General features: G+C 71.6%; 10 protein-coding genes. 3 read left to right on the forward strand and 7 right to left on the reverse strand.

The features are described 5' to 3' along the window. The first annotated feature begins 113 nt into the window (after nt 1–113). Complete coding sequence (locus tag ACWEFJ_RS25270; protein ID WP_378086769.1) at nt 114–512, forward strand: helix-turn-helix domain-containing protein; 399 nt, start codon at nt 114–116, stop codon at nt 510–512. Here the strand turns inward: ACWEFJ_RS25270 and ACWEFJ_RS25275 are convergent. Both ACWEFJ_RS25275 and ypfJ read right to left on the reverse strand, forming a co-directional pair. Next, on the reverse strand, nt 432–1,778 hold the full coding sequence (locus ACWEFJ_RS25275) for a hemolysin family protein (protein WP_449715264.1): 1,347 nt from the start codon (nt 1,776–1,778) through the stop codon (nt 432–434). The two genes, ACWEFJ_RS25270 and ACWEFJ_RS25275, sit on opposite strands and share 81 nt — an antisense overlap. 110 nt (nt 1,779–1,888) lie before the next feature. Further along, nucleotides 1,889–2,791 (reverse strand): KPN_02809 family neutral zinc metallopeptidase, encoded by a 903-nt coding sequence (gene ypfJ / locus ACWEFJ_RS25280; RefSeq protein WP_378086766.1) that lies wholly within the window; start codon nt 2,789–2,791, stop codon nt 1,889–1,891. 147 nt (nt 2,792–2,938) lie between these two features. Here ypfJ and ACWEFJ_RS25285 point away from each other — a divergent pair, with 147 nt between their 5' ends. Both ACWEFJ_RS25285 and ACWEFJ_RS25290 read left to right on the forward strand, forming a co-directional pair. After that, the gene (locus ACWEFJ_RS25285; protein WP_449715265.1) at nt 2,939–3,979 is read left to right on the forward strand and encodes a hypothetical protein; all 1,041 of its coding nucleotides are present in this window, start codon (nt 2,939–2,941) and stop codon (nt 3,977–3,979) included. A gap of 59 nt (nt 3,980–4,038) precedes the next feature. Continuing rightward, complete coding sequence (locus ACWEFJ_RS25290; protein ID WP_449715266.1) at nt 4,039–5,052, forward strand: HEAT repeat domain-containing protein; 1,014 nt, start codon at nt 4,039–4,041, stop codon at nt 5,050–5,052. A 24-nt stretch (nt 5,053–5,076) separates the two neighbouring features. Here the strand turns inward: ACWEFJ_RS25290 and ACWEFJ_RS25295 are convergent, their stop codons facing one another. From ACWEFJ_RS25295 to ACWEFJ_RS25315, 5 genes are all read right to left on the reverse strand, one after another. Then, on the reverse strand, nt 5,077–5,802 hold the full coding sequence (locus tag ACWEFJ_RS25295) for a thioesterase II family protein (RefSeq protein WP_378086760.1): 726 nt from the start codon (nt 5,800–5,802) through the stop codon (nt 5,077–5,079). Nucleotides 5,803–5,926: 124 nt separating this feature from the next. Next, nucleotides 5,927–6,658, reverse strand: coding sequence for an ABC transporter permease (locus tag ACWEFJ_RS25300; RefSeq protein ID WP_378086758.1), 732 nt, complete (start codon nt 6,656–6,658; stop codon nt 5,927–5,929). Then, a complete protein-coding gene (locus tag ACWEFJ_RS25305; protein ID WP_378086756.1) occupies nt 6,645–7,598 on the reverse strand; it encodes an ABC transporter ATP-binding protein in 954 nt (317 codons plus the stop codon). Before ACWEFJ_RS25305 ends, ACWEFJ_RS25300 begins: the two co-directional genes overlap by 14 nt. A gap of 19 nt (nt 7,599–7,617) precedes the next feature. Next, a complete protein-coding gene (locus ACWEFJ_RS25310) occupies nt 7,618–13,533 on the reverse strand; it encodes a beta-ketoacyl synthase N-terminal-like domain-containing protein (RefSeq protein ID WP_449715267.1) in 5,916 nt (1,971 codons plus the stop codon). A 2-nt stretch (nt 13,534–13,535) separates the two neighbouring features. Next, on the reverse strand, nt 13,536–16,799 hold the full coding sequence (locus ACWEFJ_RS25315) for a non-ribosomal peptide synthetase (protein ID WP_449715268.1): 3,264 nt from the start codon (nt 16,797–16,799) through the stop codon (nt 13,536–13,538). Nucleotides 16,800–16,884 lie beyond the last annotated feature (85 nt).

Below are 16,884 nucleotides of genomic sequence, written 5' to 3' on the forward strand. Positions count from 1 at the left end.
CGGGTCCCACCCGGCCGACTACTACAGGGTTCTGTGTCGGCACCATCAGGCATACTTCACACTAGCACGTGGCACTGTAGGGTTTACGGTGAGTGACACGGAGGTGAGACCGCGTGACGGACGTCCTGCTCAAGATCGGCGAACTCGCCGCTCGCGCCCAGGTCAGCCCCCGCACCGTCGACTACTACACGAGCCTCGGCCTGCTCACCCCCGCCAAGCGGACGGCGAGCAACTACCGGCTCTACCACCCGGCCGACGTCGAGCGGATCCACCTCATCCAACGCCTGGAGGTCCACGGAGTTCCCCTGGACGAGATCGTGACGGCCCTCACCAGCCGGCAGACCGACATCGGCCCGATCCTGGACCGCATCGACGAGGACCTGCGCGTGCTCCAGGTCGCCGCCGAGAACGCGTCGCCGGAGGTGCACGGTCTACTGGCCGCCGTCGCCACCCGGGTCCACTCCCTGATCACCGTCGCCCTCCAGATCCCGCCCGACCTGCCCCTGCCCTGAGCCGCGCCGCAGCCGCACCTCGGTGATCGCGTGGCGCTCGACCGCGAGCACCTCGACCGTCCACCCCGACACGGTCACCCGGTCGCCGGGCCGGTCCGGAATGTTCCCCAGGAGCACCAGGACCAGGCCGGCGACCGTGGCGTAGTCGCCCGCGGGCGCGTCGGTCAGCTCCACCCCGATGTCCACCAGGTCGTGCACCGGGAACGACCCGGGCAGCACCAGCGAGCCGTCCTCGGCGACGCGGACGCCCAGCACGTCGCGGTCGGTCTCGTCGTAGATCTCGCCGACGATCTCCTCCAGCAGGTCCTCCAGCGTGACGATGCCCGCGACCGCGCCGTGCTCGTCCACCACCAGCGCCATCTGCTCGCGCTCGGCCTTGAACCGGCGCAGCGCGTCCGACACCCGGACCGTGTCCGGGAACACCACGGCGGGCCGCACCGCCCGCATCACGTCGCCGCCGTCGTCGTCCAGCAGGTCGCGCAGGTGGACGACGCCGACCACGTCGTCCAGGTGCCCGCCGCGCGCGACCGGCGCGCGGGAGTGGCCCGAGGCGGCGAGCCGCGCCCGCGCCTCGGCGGTGCCGGTCTCGGCGGCCAGCGTCACCACCGCCCGCCGGGGCACCAGCACCTCGCGCAACCGGCGCTCGTGGATCTCCAGCGCCCCGGTGATGATCAGGCGCTGCTCCGGGTTCAGGCCGCGCTGCGCCGACACCAGCTCGCGCAGCTCCTCCGGGGACATCTGCTCGGGGTCGGCCTCCGGCGTGCCGCCGAACAGCCGCACCACCACGTTCGTGGACGCGCTCAGCAGCCACACCACCGGCCGGGACACCGTCGAGAGCAGGTCCAGCGGGCGCGCCACCAGCAACGCCCACCGCAGCGAGTACTGCATCGCCAGCCGCTTCGGGGCCAGCTCGCCGAACACCAGGGTCACGAACGTCAGCACGACCGTCACCAGGGCCACCGCCACGGCGTCGGCCGCGCGGCCGAGGAACCCCAGCAGCGGCACCACGGGCGCGGCGAGCGACACGGCCGCCGTCGCCGACGCGAGGAAGCCCGCCAGCGTGATCCCGACCTGGATCGTGGCGAGGAACCGGTTCGGGTCGCGGGCCAGCCGGACCAGCGTGCGCGCGCCGGCCCGGCCGTCGCGCTCCAGCGCCCGCAACTGCCCCTCCCGCAGCGAGATCAACGCCATCTCGCTGCCCGCGAACACCGCGTTGATCAACACCAGCACCGCGACCAGCGCGAGGTTGAACCCGTAACCGTCCACGTCCGCTCCGCAATCCGACCGAGTGGTCGGAACGCTACTGCGGGAGGGCACCGCCCACCGGGCGAAGCGGGGGCGCGCCGTTCACCCGTTCGCGCGGCACGTCGGGGGGTTCAGCCGAGGTCGTCGGTGCCGAACGTGTCGCACTGCGCCGGCGAACCCGTCCGCAGCCCGGTGGTGTACCACTTCTGCCGCTGCTCGGACGAGCCGTGGCTGAACTGGGTCGTGTCCACCCGGCCGCCGCCGAGTTCGCGCTGGATGAAGTCGTCGCCGATGCGGGCGGCGGCGTCCAGGGCCGCGTCCACGTCGGCCTGGGTGACGTCGGTGATCAGCGGCTTGCCCGACGCGGTCGGGGTGGTGGTGGCGTGGTTGGCCCACGCGCCCGCGTAGCAGTCGGCCTGCAGTTCGAGCCGCACCGAGTCCGACGTCGGGCCCTGGCGGGTGCGCACGCGGTCGTTGGTGCCCAGGAGGTTCTGCACGTGGTGGCCGTACTCGTGGGCGATCACGTACGCCTCGACGAACGGGCCGCCGGTCGCGCCGAACTTCGTCTGCAGCTCCCGGAAGAAGGTGAGGTCGATGTAGACCTGCGCGTCCGCCGGGCAGTAGAACGGGCCGACCGCGGACGTGGCGTTGCCGCAGCGGGTGCGCACGCCGCCGGAGAAGAAGTTGGTCTTCGCGGTCTGGTAGGTGCGGCCCGAGCGCGCGAACTCGTCCGACCAGAACGCCTGCACCGAGTTGACGATCGCCAGCGCCCGGCAGTCCGCCTCCCGGTTCGCGTCCGCGCCCGTCCGGCACCTGGCGCCGATCGCCTGCGTGTCCACCTGCTGGTTGCGGCCCACGTCCTCGAACCCGGACCCGGCCGGCAGCTCCGGCACGCCGCCGAGCTGCGACAGCACCAGGTAGATGATCAGCCCGACGATCCCGAGCCCGCCGCCGCCCAGCGCCACCCGACCGCCCACGCCGCGCTGGTCGACCACCTGGGAGGCGTCCAGCTCGGCGCCCTCGTTGAACTGCACGGTGCATCCTCCTCGGACGCCGGGACGGATCTCGCACGCGGGATCGTCCCACGCGCCCCCGCCGGGGTGTGCCGGCGGGGGCGCTCGTCACGGGCTTGACCTTGACACGGTGACAACGTGTCCACTGGGGTTCGGGAGGTGGTTGCCATGACCACGACGAACACGACACCGCACCCGGTGGCCGCGGCCCTGGGCGCGGCCGACGCGTCGGTCCGGCTCCGGGCGGCCCTGGCGGCCGGCTCGCACCCCGACCCGGTGCTGCTGGACCCGCTCGTGCGGCGGTGCGCGGTCGAGCCGGACTTCTTCGTCCGGGACATGCTGTCCTGGGCGCTGACCCGCCTGCCGCCGGAGCTGGTGCTGCCCCGGCTGCGGCGTGAGCTGGACGCCGAGGGGGCGCGGGCACGCGGCCAGGCGCTGCACACGTTGTCCAAGATCGGTGATCGGCGGGCGTGGGCGTGGATCACGCGCGGGATGCTGCGGGACGCGGACGACGACGTGGCGCGGACCGCGTGGCGCGTCGCGGTGGCGCTCGTGCCGGAGGAGGGACGGTCGGCCCTGGCCGACGAGCTGGTCACGCAACTCGGCCGCGGTGGGCGCGACGTGCGGCTGAGCCTGAGCCGGGCGCTGGTCGACCTGGGGGACGTGGTCGAGCCGGTGCTGGCGCGGGCGGCGGGGAGCCGTGACGCGGAGGTGGCGGCGCACGCGCGGGCCACCGAGTTGCTGCGGCGGGATCCGGAGACCGGCTTCGACGCGGCTATCGCCGAGGCGCAGCGGATCGTCGCCCTCGGCCCGTCCGCCGCCGGCGGGTCGGGCGATGACGCCGGCGCGGCCGAGGGCAGCCCGGCCGAGGGCAGCCCGGCCGAGGGCAGCCCCGCGGAGGCCAGCCACGCGGAGGGCGGCCACGCGGAGGGCGGCGCAGCAGAAGGCAGCGCGGCGACCGAGTTCGGTCAGGCGGCGGAGGGCGGCCGGCCGGCGGAGGCCGGTCGGGCGGCCGAGAGCGCCGGGACGGCACACAACACCGGGTCGGCGCAGAACACCGGATCGGGCGAGGACGAATCGGCGGCCGGGAGCGGCCAGCCGGAGGTCGGTCGGGCGGCCGAGGGCGACGTGGCGGAGGCCGGTCGGGCGGCCGGGAGCGGCCCGGTCGGAGAGGATGGCCGGGCGGCGGAGGGTGGCCGGGGCGCGTAGGCGGCCGGGGCGCGACGGCGCGGGCGTGGTGGCGGGGCTGTGGAGGGCGGTGACCGAGGGTGCTGATCGGCGAGGTGGCCCGTCGCTCGGGCGTGAGCACGCGGATGCTGCGGCACTACGACGCGCTCGGGCTGGTGCGGCCGACCGGGCGGACCGTCGGCGGTTACCGCGAGTACTCCCCCGAGGACATCCGCCGGATCTTCCACGTGGAGAGCCTGCGGTCGCTCGGGCTCTCGCTCAAGCAGGTCGGCCGCGCCCTCGAAGATCCGGGGTTCACGCCGTCCGCCCTGGTCGGCGACCTCATCCGGTGGGTGGAGGAGCGCTTGGCGCGGGACCGGGAGCTGCTCGAACGGCTCCGCGCGATCGACGCGTCCGCGCCCACCGGGTGGCCGGACGTGCTGCGCACCGTCGAACTGCTCCAGGGCTTGACCTCGACCAGCGCCGCGCGCCGCCAGCAGGCGGCCCTCGCCCGACCGGAGGGCGGCGCGGTGCCCGCGGAGGTGCTGGCCGAGGCGGTCCTGGCCGAGGAGGACCCCAACGTCGCGGGCGCGCTGCGCTGGGCGCTCGCCCGGTCGGGCGGTGACGGCGGGCCGGCGTTGGCCGCCGGGCTGCGCTCGGCGGACGTGGACGTCCGGCGGCGGGCGGTGGTGGCGATCGCCGAGATGGCCGAGGGGCCGGCGGGGACCGCGGTGCTCGTGGAGGCGCTGGCCGACCCGGACCCGGCGGTGCGCGGGCACGCGGCCCTGGCGCTGGGCGGACGTGGGGTGACCGCGGCCGTGCCGGCCCTCGTCGACATGGTCGTGCGCGGGAGGAACGACGTCGACGCGGCGGAGGCCCTGGCCGCGCTGTGCCGGGACCGCGGGTGCGCGGACCGGGTCACGGCCGCGCTGGTGGACGCGCTCGCCGCGCACGCCGAGCCCGCGGTGCGGATCCGCCTCATCCAGGCGTTGGTCGAGCTGCCGGGGACCGCCGCGCGCGAGGCCGTGCGCCGACTGGCCGACGACCCCGACCCGGCGGTGGCCCTGGTCGCCTCGGCCCTCGCGGACCGGCGCGCAGGGGACGACGACGCCTGACGCGCACCGCCGCCCCGGACCGCGTCACCTGGCCGAGGCCGCCTTCCGCTGCCAGAGCAGCTGGATCTTCGACTCCATCAGCGCGGCCATCTCCGGCCTGCGCTCCTCCACGAAGAAGTGCCCCCCGTCGAACTCGGTGGTCGTGACGGGGTGCTCGGTGTAGCGCTGCCACTGGTCCGTGACGACCCGGTCGTCCCGGCCCTCCATCAGCACGATCGGGCACCGCAGCGGCTCGAAGGCCGTGTCCCGGTAGCCGCCCAGCAGCCGCAGGTCCGCCGCGATGATCGGGGCGAAGTAGCTCATGAAGTCCGCGTCGGCCAGGTTCTCCTCGCTCAACCCGCCGTAGTCGCGCAGCACCTGCTTCAACCCCTCCGGCGTGTCGAGGTCGGCCACCGCCTTGAACGTGCTGTCGCACGGCGCGGCCGACCCGGAGCTGAAGAACACCAGCGGCGGGTTGTCCAGGCGCTCCTGGCAGAGCTTGGCGACCTCGTAGCCGATCACGCTGCCCATGCTGTGGCCCCAGATGGCGAACGTGCCCCGGAACGAGTCGACCATCTCGGTGAAGATGTCGCGGGCGAGCAGGGGCAGCGACGCCGGCATGGGCGTGGTGGTCCGCTGCTCCCGCAACGGGTACCGGGCGATCCGCACGTCGATGCCGTCGCCGAACGCGAACTTCCACTTGCTGTAGTACAGCATCCCCGCGCCCGCGTGCGGGAAGCACACGAGCGGGAGCTTTTCCACGACGCTCACGAACAACCTCTCCTGTCCAGTCTCCGGCGGTGGACCGGATCACCCAGGTCGCCCTGACGACGACACGGCCACGTCCGCCGTCCGCGTGGCCGTGCCGCCGACCAACACCCGGTCCGGGCGCGGGTCACGCCCGTTCGAGGAACCGCACGGCCCCGAAGAACCCGACGACCGTCCACGCGCCGAGGATGATGTAGCTGATGGGCTGCGCCTCGAACGTCGTGTGCGCCAACGACGCCCGCATCACCTCGGCCATGTGGTAGATCGGCAGCACCTCGTGCACCGCCTGCACCCAGCCGGGCAGCCGGTCGATCGGGAAGTTGATCGGCGAGAACATCAGCGACACGAACGCGATGAGCTGCGACAGCGCCATCGCGGGTTCGGCCGGGATGACGAACGAGTAGCCGTACCCGATGGCGAAGCAGGACAGCACCATGAGCACGAACGCGGGGATGATCGTCCACGAGATCGCGTAGCCGGGCTCGAAGATCAGGTGCGCGACGAAGACCGAGATCGCGATGGCCGGGACGGTCACCATGGCCCAGATGCCGACGTCGGCGATCAGGAACAGCTTGCGGCTCACCGGCAGCGACTTCACGAAGTCGAGGTAGCCGGTCATCTTCGCGCCCGCGTTCTGCATCGGCACGGTCACCAGCGCGGTCATGATCAGCACGATCGTCGGCGCGCCGGTGGCGAGGTACAGCATGCCGCCGCCCTCCGGCGACGACATCAGGTACGAGAAGCCGATCGCCACGCCGAGCGCGATGACGACCATGATGATCGAGAAGACGACCAGGTAGCTGCCCTGCTTGCGGGCCTGGAGTTCGATCACGTACTTGAGCTTGCTACCGCTGGACACCTTCGACCGCTCCCCTGTTGCCGACGAGTTCGATGTACATGTCTTCGAGGGTGATCTCGGTGAGGGAGTACTCCGCGAGCAGGCCGCGGTCGCGCTGCTCGGCGGCCCACTTCAAAGCCTCGGAGGCGAGTTCGCGCTCGAACGTGAGGGTCAGCTCCGCGTTGGCGACCTTGAGGTCCTCGCCCCACGCCGGCTTGTCGAACCGGTCCTCGGTCGCCTTGGCGACGGCTTCCAGCTTCATCCGGTTGCCGGCCGCCTCCGCCCTGATCTGGCGCGCGTTGCCCTGCTTGACGACCTTGCCCTCGTTGAGCACGGCCATGGTGTCGACCGTGTTCTCCGCCTCGCGGATGCTGTGGGTGACCACGACGACGGCGGTGCCGTCGTGCGTGAGGTCGCGGATCGCGCTCCACAGGTAGCGCCGCCGGACCGGGTCCACGTCGTTGGTCGGCTCGTCCAGGATCACCGCGCGGCCGGGGGCGACCGCGGCCATGCAGAACCCGGTGAGGCGCAGGACGCCGCCGGAGAGCTTGGTGCCCTGCACGTCCGCCCACTGCATGATGTCGAGCTTCTCGAACAGCTCGGTGGTGCGCCGGTCCACCTCCTCGGGGCCGACCCCGCGGAGCTGGCCCATGACGCGGGTGACCGACCGCGGCGTCAGCTCGCCGAGCGGCGTCTTGGACTGGGGCTGCACCGAGCACAGGTAGCGCCCCAGGTTCCGGTTCTTCACGACGTCCTGGCCGTCGATGACGATCGAACCCGAGTCGGGCTTCAGCAGCCCCAGCAACTGGTTCACGATCGTCGTCTTGCCCGCGCCGTTGTGGCCGAACAGGCCGAACACCTCGCCCTCCGCGACGTGCAGGCTCACGTCGTCGTTGGCGAGCGTCCGACGACCCCTCGATTTATACGATTTCGTGACGTGGTCCAGCTCGATCACAGCCATGGTCAACCTCCTCCGATAATCAGTGCCCGGCGTCCACGCGCCCGGTCAGATACGCGACTTCGTCATCCAGAATTCGGACGAGGTCGTCCGGGTCCTCGACCCACTTGCTCAGGATGAGCAGGTCCAGCCGCCCGTTGCCGACTTTCGACACACCGTAGCAGTCCGCGTAGTCCAACTTGCTCTGGTCGTCGGTCAGTTGAGCGAGCGTCATGTCCCAGATCGCGTCGTATTCGTCCTCGACATTTCCGACGAAGTTCAACAGGCACGTCGGCCGGAGCGTCTTGCCCATCACCGAGAGGACTTTCCGGTGCTTGACGATCGACCGGACGTTCTGGACCAGGTTCAGGAAGCTGACGTTGTTCTTGTTCATCATGCGGACCTTGTCCGGGATGATCCCGTCCAACTCCCGCACCGTGTCCCGCTCCCCCGGCACGAGCACCGGGAGGCTGCCGAGGACCATCCCCATCACCTCGGAGTAGTCCTTGTCCTCGAACACCCGCGACTGGAACAGCATGATCAGCGCGACCTTGTCGATGCCGAGCAGGCGCGCGACGACCCGGGCGTAGAGGTGCACGACCAGGTAGAACAAGTCGACCTCCTGGCCGTCGGCGCCCCGGAGCCGGTCCAGGTCGACGGAGTAGCGGACGTCCCGGATCCGGCTGTTCGCGAACCGGGCGGATTTCTCCTGGATGATCTTCGCATACCGGACGTACTCGACGAGGTCGAACTTCTCGATCAACTCGTCCGAGGTGATGCCGACCGGGCCCTTGGCGATCTGGTCCTGCAGGTGCCGGTAGCTCTTGGCGATCGGCATCGCCCGGCTGGTGCCGGCCGCCAGCTCCTCGTAGCGCTTGAGCAGGTCGCCCCGGAACAGCTGGCCGGACGCCGCGTCGAAGATCGAGTGGTCGAACTGGAAGAGCAGGTCGTGCGAGCGGTCGTTGTACTTGATCAGGACGACCTGGTACATCGGCTTGTCGACGACCTTGAAGTCCATGTTCCACTCGCGCTTGACCAGCTCCGCCCGCAGCTCCTCCTGCTCGTGCGGTTCCAGGCCCGACATGTCGAGCCGCGGCAGGGCGATGGTCTCGGGCGCCTCGAACTCCTTCCACCGCAGGCGGCCGAGCGACCGGGTCAGGAAGCTGCGCATGAGCCCGTGCCGCCCGATCACGTCGCACAGCGCCTGCCGGAGCAGGTCGACGTCGACCAGCTCGCGGAACTGGATCAGGTAGAGCTGCAGGCGCGACTCGGTCTCGAAGTGCTGCTTCTGCATCGCGCTGATCGGGTACGTCCACTTCACCGGCCGCGCCCCGATGGACCGGCGCAGCTCCTCCTGCCGGCGGTCGATCTCCTCGAAGACCGCCGAATAGCCGCCGGCGTAGGAGGGCAGGCCCGCGGCGGCCTTCAGCGCCGCGAAGTCCAACGCCATCCCGAGTTCCTCCCCACCGCCCGGGACAACGTAGTGCGGCAGGAATTCGGCGGGCACCCGGAGTTCGTTGAACTCCCGGACAACTCTTTTCCTCAGCGCGTCGTCCAGACCCTCCACGAAAAGCACGACGAGGGTGTCCTCGTCCCGCCCCGACTTCACCTCGCGGAACGCGCACGGCGTGCCGAGGCGTTGTTCCAGCAGGGCCGCGAGGCTGTCGAAGGACAGGTCGTCCGACACCCCCCGTCGCACGGTCCGCTCGATGTGCGCGGCGAGCCCGGCGACCGTCGGGTGGTTGTAGACCTCGTTCGCGAGGACCTTGTAGCCGTTCTTCTCCAGGGCGTTGGTGAACTGCACCAGCTTCACCGAGTCCAGGCCGATGTCGAAGATGTCGGCCCGGTCGCTGATCTCGCTGAAGCCGAGCAGGGTGCGGATCTCGCGCTCGATCACGGCGGCGATCGCCTGCCGCTCGTCGCCCCGCTCGGCGTCGGCCTCGGCGTCGACCACCTTGGCGGCCGCCTGCGCCCGCAGCGGGTCGAGCCCGTGGTAGGCCGTGGCGATGCCGGCCTCGCGCAGCCGGGGCAGCAGGTCCAGCACCGACCGGTCGCCCTCGTGCACGGCCCCGAACGCGTAGAGCCGGGTGAGGCCCGCGTGCCCGCGCTCGTTGTCGGCGAACCAGGCCGTGACGGCGCTGTCCCACCCGCCCCGGTCCAGCCCCGGCCGGGACAGCACGTGGCACGGGATGCGCCGCTCGCGGCCCAGGTCGGCGAGCAGGCGCAGGAGCCCACGCCGGTCGAGCCCGCCGTCCTCGCCGTCCCGGGCGGGCGTGTCCCACAGCACGACCTCGTCCGCGCCGCGCGGGACGTGCAGCCCGGTCGACAGCTTGGCCGCCAACCCCTCCCACGTCGACCCGGTGACCGCGGGCAGCACGGTGACGCGCTCGTCCACCGCGCCGACCCGCGGTGCGGGGCCGTCCGCGCCCACGTCGAACGGCAGCACGTCGAACGACCGGGCGGGGTGTGCGCCCGCCAGGTCGCGCACCACGTCCTCGACGTCGTGCCGGCGGCTCAGCACCACCGTCCGCACGGCCCGGCCCGCGGCCGGGTCGCCGCCGTCCAGCGGCACCATCCTCGGCACGAGCCGCGCGCCCTGCTCGTAGCGGACCGCCACGTCGTCGGGCCGGTGCGCCTCCAGCTCGGTGCGCAGGCACTCGCGCCACACCGCGCCGCCGCGCCGGTCGCCGAGCGCCGAGTCGCACCGGACGGCCCGCACCCGGAACGCCGGGTGCTCGTGGTTGAGACCCACGAGCAGCGGCAGGAAGTCGCCGCGCTTGCCCAGGAAGCCCCCGTTGTCCAGCACCACGACGTCGGTCACGCACCGCTCCCGCATGGCGGGGACGGCCGCGCAGAGGCCGCGCAGGGTCGCCACCGCCGACGCGTAGTCCGCGCGGTCCACCACCAGCGTGTCGCCCGCGAGCGCGTGCCGCTCCAGGTCGTCCAGGAGCCGCCGGAGGTCACCCGCGTGGTCCGGGCGGACGACCGCGCCGGACTGCCGGTCGAACCGGTACTCCGGGCCGGACGTGACGTAGAGCGTCCGCCAGTGCGGCACCTCGTCCAGCACGCGCTTGAGCGCGTGGCGGTCGTCGGTGAGCGCGATCAGGACCTTCGGTTGCTCCTTGCCGGTCGAGGACGGGCGCATGGACGGCGACCAGGTCAGCCGGGAGGCGCCCGCCGGCGTCGCGGCGACGGGGGCCGCGACGACCTGCCGGGCGGGCCGGGCGGCGACGACGCGCGTGCCGCCGTCGGCCGGGCCGTCCAGCAGCCGCTGGAACTCCTCGATGTCGACCGGGTACTCGACCTTCTCGAACGGGTACAGCGGCAGCTTGACCTTGCGCGGCTCGCGGCCCCGGTGGAACGCCTTCCAGTCCAGCGCGACGCCGTTCTCCCACAGCTTGCGGATCGCGCGCGCCAGGTGCTCGTCGTCGCCGATCTCCTCCATCCGGTGCCGCAGCACGTTCACCGTGGTCACGTCGGCGTCGCGGCCGATGGCGCGCACGAACGACGACAGCGACTTGCCCGGCCCGACCTCCACGAACAGGGTGCCGCCGCGCTCCAGGATCGCCTCGACGCCGTCCTTGAACCGGACCGTCTCGCGCGCGTGCGAGCAGTAGTAGTCCCGGTCGGTGGCCTGCGCGGCGGTGATCCACGTGCCGGTCACGTTCGACAGGTACGGGATCTTCGGCTGGTGCAGCTCCACCCGGTCCAGCACCTCGCGGAACCGGCCGAGCATGGAGTCCATGTACTGCGAGTGGTAGGCGTGGTCCGCCTCGATGTGCGCGAACTTCAGCTCCCGCTCGGCGCACTGCCGCTCCAGCTCGGCGATGGCCGCCGGGGTGCCGGAGACCGTGCAGTCCTCCGGGCCGTTCACGGCGGCGATGGCCAGCTCGTCGTTCAGCAGGGAGCGCACCACGTCCTCCGGCGCGCGCACGGAGGTCAACGCGCCCTCGACGGTGGTGTCCATCAGGCTGCCGCGCGCCTGGACGAGGCGGATGCCGTCCTCCAGCGAGAACACGCCCGCCACGCACGCCGCGGCCAGCTCGCCGGTGCTGTGCCCGACCATGCCCTTCGGCTTGAGGCCCCACCCGATCAGCGTGCGCGCCATCGAGGTCTCCAGCATGAACAGCAGGACCTGCGTCGTCTCGATGTTGTTCAGCTGCTTCTCGGCCTCCGCGGAGTCGCCGAAGAAGACCTCGCGGGGCACCTCGCTGCCCAGCGCGGTGGCGATGGTGAAGCACTCGTCCAGGTGCGCCCGGAACGCCGGTTCCTTCTCGTAGAGGTCGCGGGCCATGCGCAGGTGCTGCGCGCCCAGGCCGCTGAACAGGAAGTAGACGTCGCCGCGCGTGTTCTTCGGCACCCGGGCGACCGGCTCGTCGGCGTCCAGGGACTCCTGGAGCCGCTCGCGGAGCTGCGCGGCGTCGGCGAACTCGACCGCGTAGCGGTAGGCCAGGCGGCGTTGCCGGTTCTGCAGCGTCCAGGCCAGGTCCGAGCCGTCCACGTCCGGGTGCGCGGCCAAGTGGTCCACGAAGTTCCGCTTGATGCGGCGGATCGCGTCCTCGGACGTGGCCGACACGACGAACGTGTTGTACGCCCGGCCCTTGGTCGAGGCGGGCCGGGCCGGGGGCGCTTCCTCCAGCACCACGTGGGCGTTGCTGCCGCCGATGCCGAACGAGCTGACGCCCGCGCGCAGCGGCAGCACCTCGTCGGCCTCCGACCGCTTGGGCCGCAGCTCCTGCTTCTCGGCCACGACGTAGAACGGGCTGCCGTCGAGGTCGATGTTCGGGTTCAGCTCCGCGAAGTGCAGGCTCTGCGGCACGGTCCGCTGTTCCAGGATCTTGCACGTCTTGATCAGCGAGGCGACGCCCGCGCCGGTGTCGAGGTGGCCGATGCTCGCCTTGAGCGAGCCGAGACCGGTCGAGCCGGGCCGCCCCGCGCCGAACGCCTTGCGCAGCGCCTCGATCTCGATCGGGTCGCCGAGCGCGGTGCCGGTGCCGTGGGTCTCCACGTAGGACACCTCGGCGGTGGGCACGTTGGCGACGCGGTACGCCTTGCGGATGACCTCGGCCTGGCCCTCGATGCTCGGCGCGGTGTAGCCGACCTTGCGGTTGCCGTCGTTGTTGACCGCCGAGCCCTTGATCACCGCGTAGACGTGGTCGCCGTCGCGCAGCGCGGTCTCCAGCCGCTTGAGCACCACCACGCCGACGCCGTTGCCCTCGACCGTGCCGCCCGCGTCCCGGTCGAACGGGCGGCAGGTGCCGTCCGGCGAGTGGATCATGTTCTCCTGGTAGCGGTACCCGTTCTTGTGCGGCAGCGTGAGCCCGCTGCCGCCCGCCAGCGCGATCTGGCACGCGCCGGTCCACAGGTTGCGGCACGCCATGTCGATGGCGACCAGCGACGTCGAGCACGCGGTGTGCAGGGTGAGCGCCGGGCCCTTGAGGTCGAGGGCGTAGGCGATCCGGGTGGCGGCGAAGTCCTTGTCGTTGAGCTGCATGCCGGTGAACGTCAGCCCGGACTCCAGGATGTGCCTGGTCAGGGTGTGCGTCTCCCAGGCCAGGTTGTTCGTCGCGCCGAGGAAGAGGCCGATGGCCTCGGGCCGACCCTCCGCCGAGTAGCCAGCGTCCTCCAGCGCGTGGAAGACCTCCTCGTGCAGGGCCCGGACCTGGGGGTCGAGCAGCGTCGCGTCGGCCGGGGCGTAGTTGAAGAACTCCGCGTCGAAGTACTCGAGGTTGGGGAACACGCCCTTGGCCCGGACGTACTTCTCGTCCTCCAGCGTCGCCTTGGCCACCCCCATGTCGAGCAGCTCGTCGTCGGTGAAGCGGGAAATGGCGTCCACGCCCTCGACCAGGTTGGCCCAGAACCGGTCGATGTCCTCGGCCTGCGGGAACCGGCCGGCCATGCCGATGACGGCGATCTCCAGCCCGGTCTCCCGGCGCTTGACGGCCTTGTTGTCCGGCATGGTCAGAGCTCCTCTTCCAGCTCGGCGGCGAGTTCCTCGGCGATCTCGTCCGCGATCTCCCGCAGCAGCGCGGTCGCGCTGAAGGCGCGCTCCTCCTCCTGCTCGTCGAACGAGTCCCCGGGTTCGGTCTCGTCGGCGTCGACCGCGGTGTCCTCGGCGTCGGTCGTGCCGTCGAGGTAGGCGGCGAGCGAGGCGATGGACGTGTGCTGGAACAGCTGCACCAGCGGCACGTTCCGGTCCAGCACCTTGCGCAGCCGGTTGTTGATCGTCAGCAGGTTGAGCGAGTTGATGCCGAGGTCGAAGAAGTTGCGGTTGACGTCGATGGCCTCGACGGGGACGAGGTCGGCCACGATGTCGAAGATGACGCGCGCGACGTCGGACACGGGGCCGAGGTCGGGCACCTCGCGGCGGGCCTCCGGCTCGGGCCGGATCCCCGCGAGCCGGGTCCGGTCCACCTTGCCGCTCTTGTTCAGCGGGATCCGGTCGAGCTGCACGAGCCCCGCGGGCACCATGTACGGCGCGACCTTCTTCGCCATGGCCTGGCGGACGACGTCGGGCGCGATCCGCTCGGCGGCCACGTAGTAGCCGCGCAGGCTCTTCTCGCCGTCCACGTCGACGCAGATCACGGCCGCGTCCTCGACCCGGTCGAGCGACCGCAGCACGCTCTCGACCTCGCCCAGCTCGACCCGGAAGCCGCTGATCTTGACCTGGTCGTCGGCGCGGCCGAGGTAGTCCAGCGTGCCGTCGGGCAGCTCGCGGACCAGGTCGCCGGTGCGGTAGAGCCGCCGGCCGGGCAGCGCGGGCACCGTGACGAAGCTGGTCAGGTCGAGGTCCGGCCGGTTGTGGTAGCCGGTCGACACGCCGTCGCCGCCCACGCACAGCTCGCCGATCGCGCCGGGCGGCACGAGGTTCAGGCCCCGGTCCAGGACGTGGGCCGACGAGTGCGCCAGCGGGCGCCCGATCGGGATCCGCTCGCGGCGCAGGTCCTCGGGGCGGATCTCGTGCGTCGTGGAGAACGTCGTGTTCTCGGTGGGGCCGTAGCCGTTGGTGATCCTCAGGTCCGGGCACGCCGCGCGAACCTTGACCAGGTGCTGGACCGAGAGCGCGCTGCCGCCCACCAGCAGGTGCTCCAGCCGGTCGAAGATCGCCGGGTCGTAGGCGCAGAGCTGGTTGAACAGCGGCGACGTGAGCCACATCGCCGTCACCTGGTTGCGCTTGATCGTGTCGCGCATGAGGTCGCCGTCGAGCACGTCCAGCTCGTCGGCCAGCACCAGGGTCGCGCCGAACAGCATCGTCCCCCAGATCTCGAACGTGCTGGCGTCGAACGCGGGCGAGCCGGTGAACATGACGACGTGGCGCTCGCCGAAGTCGAAGAACTCCTGGTCGGTCACCAGGCGCAGGATGTTGCGGTGGGTGATCCGGCAGCCCTTGGGGTTCCCGGTGGACCCCGACGTGTACATGAGGTACGCGGTGGCGCCGTTCAGGTTGCGCAGGCGCGGGAACGGCGGCACGTCGCCCGAGGGCTTCGACACCAGCAGCACCCTGGCCGACGCCGGGGCCTTGTCGGCGTGCTCCGCGACCGTGCACAGGTGCTCCACGCCCGCGTCGGCGACGACGTACCCGACCCGGGGCTTGGCGTCCTTGGTGTCGATCGGCACGTAGAAGTTGCCGTTCTTCAGCAGCCCGAGGATCGCCGCGATCAGCTCCGGGCGGCGGTCCACCAGCACGCCGACCGCCGTGCCCGGCACGACGCCGCGCTCCTTGAGCTGCCAGGCGACGGCGTCGGACCAGCGGTCGAGTTCCGCGTAGCTGTACTCGTGGCCCCGCCACACCAACGCGGTCTTGTCGCCGTGGGCCGCCACGACGTCGGCGAACACGTCCACCACGGACGAGTCCAACAGGGACGACGGGGACGCCTGTGCCGCCGGGGCGTCCTCCTCGGCGTCCCACAGCGCGATGTCGCCGACCCGGACCTGCCCGTCGGCGACCGCCGCCGCGAAGACCCGCACGAGGCAGGTCTCCAGCGCCCGGACCAGGTCCGGCGCGTAGTGGTTCTCGTTGTAGGCGAACGTGATCGCGAAGTCGCGGCCGGGGTTGACCACGATGTGCAGGTCGTAGCTCGTCCGCTCGAAGACCTCGACGCCCTCGAACGCGAGCCCGTCGCCCTCGTCGCCGCCGAAGTCGCGCAGCTGCTCGGACAGCGGGTAGTTCTCGAACGCGACGACGTGGTTGAGGAGCTTGTTCTTCAGCGCGGTGACGGCCTGGATCTCGTGCAGCGCGTAGTGCTCGAAGGCGCTGGAGCGCAGGTACGAGTCCCGCACGTCGCGGCACAGGTCGGCGAACGTCCGGTCCGGCCCGGTCGTCACGCGGACCGGCTGGGTGTTCGCGAACAGCCCGACCGCCTCGCCGATGCCGCCCAGCTCGGTGCCGCGCCCGGACACCACGCTGCCGAAGACCACGTCGTCGGCGTAGTTGAACTTCTGCAGCACGACGCCCCAGGCGGCCTGGAAGACGGCGCTCTGCGTCACCCCGGCGTCCCGCGCGAACCGCTTCAGGCCCTCGTGCAGCTCGTCCGGCAGGGTGAACCGGTGGGTGGCGCCGCGGTAGCCGCCGGGGCGGGGGTCGGAGGGGAGCACGGCCTCGGTCTCGTAGCCGTCCAGCACCTCCTCCCAGTACCGCCGGGCGTCCTCGCCGCGCTGCCGCTCGTACCAGGCGATGTAGTCCCGGTACGGCAGCGCCTCGTGCCGCGGCTGGAAGGTCCCGGTCCGGGTCAGCTCGTCGTAGTAGCCCATCATCGTCGCGAACAGCGGGCCGAGCGACCAGCCGTCCAGGATGATGTGGTGGAAGGTGAACACGAGCCGCCAGCGCCGGTCCGCGACCCGGATCAGGGTGGCCCGCAGCAGCACGTCCGCGCTGAGGTCGAACCCCTTGGCGCGGTCGGCGACCTTGAACTCCTCCACGTCGCGGTCGAGGTCGGGCCGGTCGCGGTAGTCGCGGACGTCCAGCGACGGCGCCCACTCCTTGAGCACGATCTGGTACGGCTCGTCGGTGTTGCGGTAGGAGAAGATCGTGCGCAGCACGCTGTAGGTCCGGGACGCGCCCGCGAGCGCCGCGCGCAGGTGCCCCGCGTCCACCTCGCCCGTGATCACGAAGTCGAACTGCTCCACGTACGCGTCCGAGCCGGCGTCCACGGCATGGCTGAGGAGCATGCCCTTCTGCATCGCGGCCAGACCGGAGATGGACTCGATGTTGTCTTTGTCAACCATGAACCAGGCTCTCTGCTTCGCCCTGACGCGGTGATCGGGTCTTGGTGGCCGTCGGCCGGTGCCGGGGTGGGGTCGTCATGCGCGC

Source organism: Actinosynnema sp. NPDC004786 (assembly GCF_053601135.1).

Excerpts from the sequence above, each read along its gene's own strand:
- ACWEFJ_RS25285 (WP_449715265.1), top strand. The coding sequence starts at position 2,939 with ATGACCACGACGAACACGACACCGCACCCGGTGGCCGCGGCCCTGGGC.
- ACWEFJ_RS25310 (WP_449715267.1), bottom strand. The coding sequence starts at position 13,533 with ATGCCGGACAACAAGGCCGTCAAGCGCCGGGAGACCGGGCTGGAGATC.
- ACWEFJ_RS25315 (WP_449715268.1), bottom strand. The coding sequence starts at position 16,799 with ATGGTTGACAAAGACAACATCGAGTCCATCTCCGGTCTGGCCGCGATG.
- ACWEFJ_RS25305 (WP_378086756.1), bottom strand. The coding sequence starts at position 7,598 with ATGGCTGTGATCGAGCTGGACCACGTCACGAAATCGTATAAATCGAGG.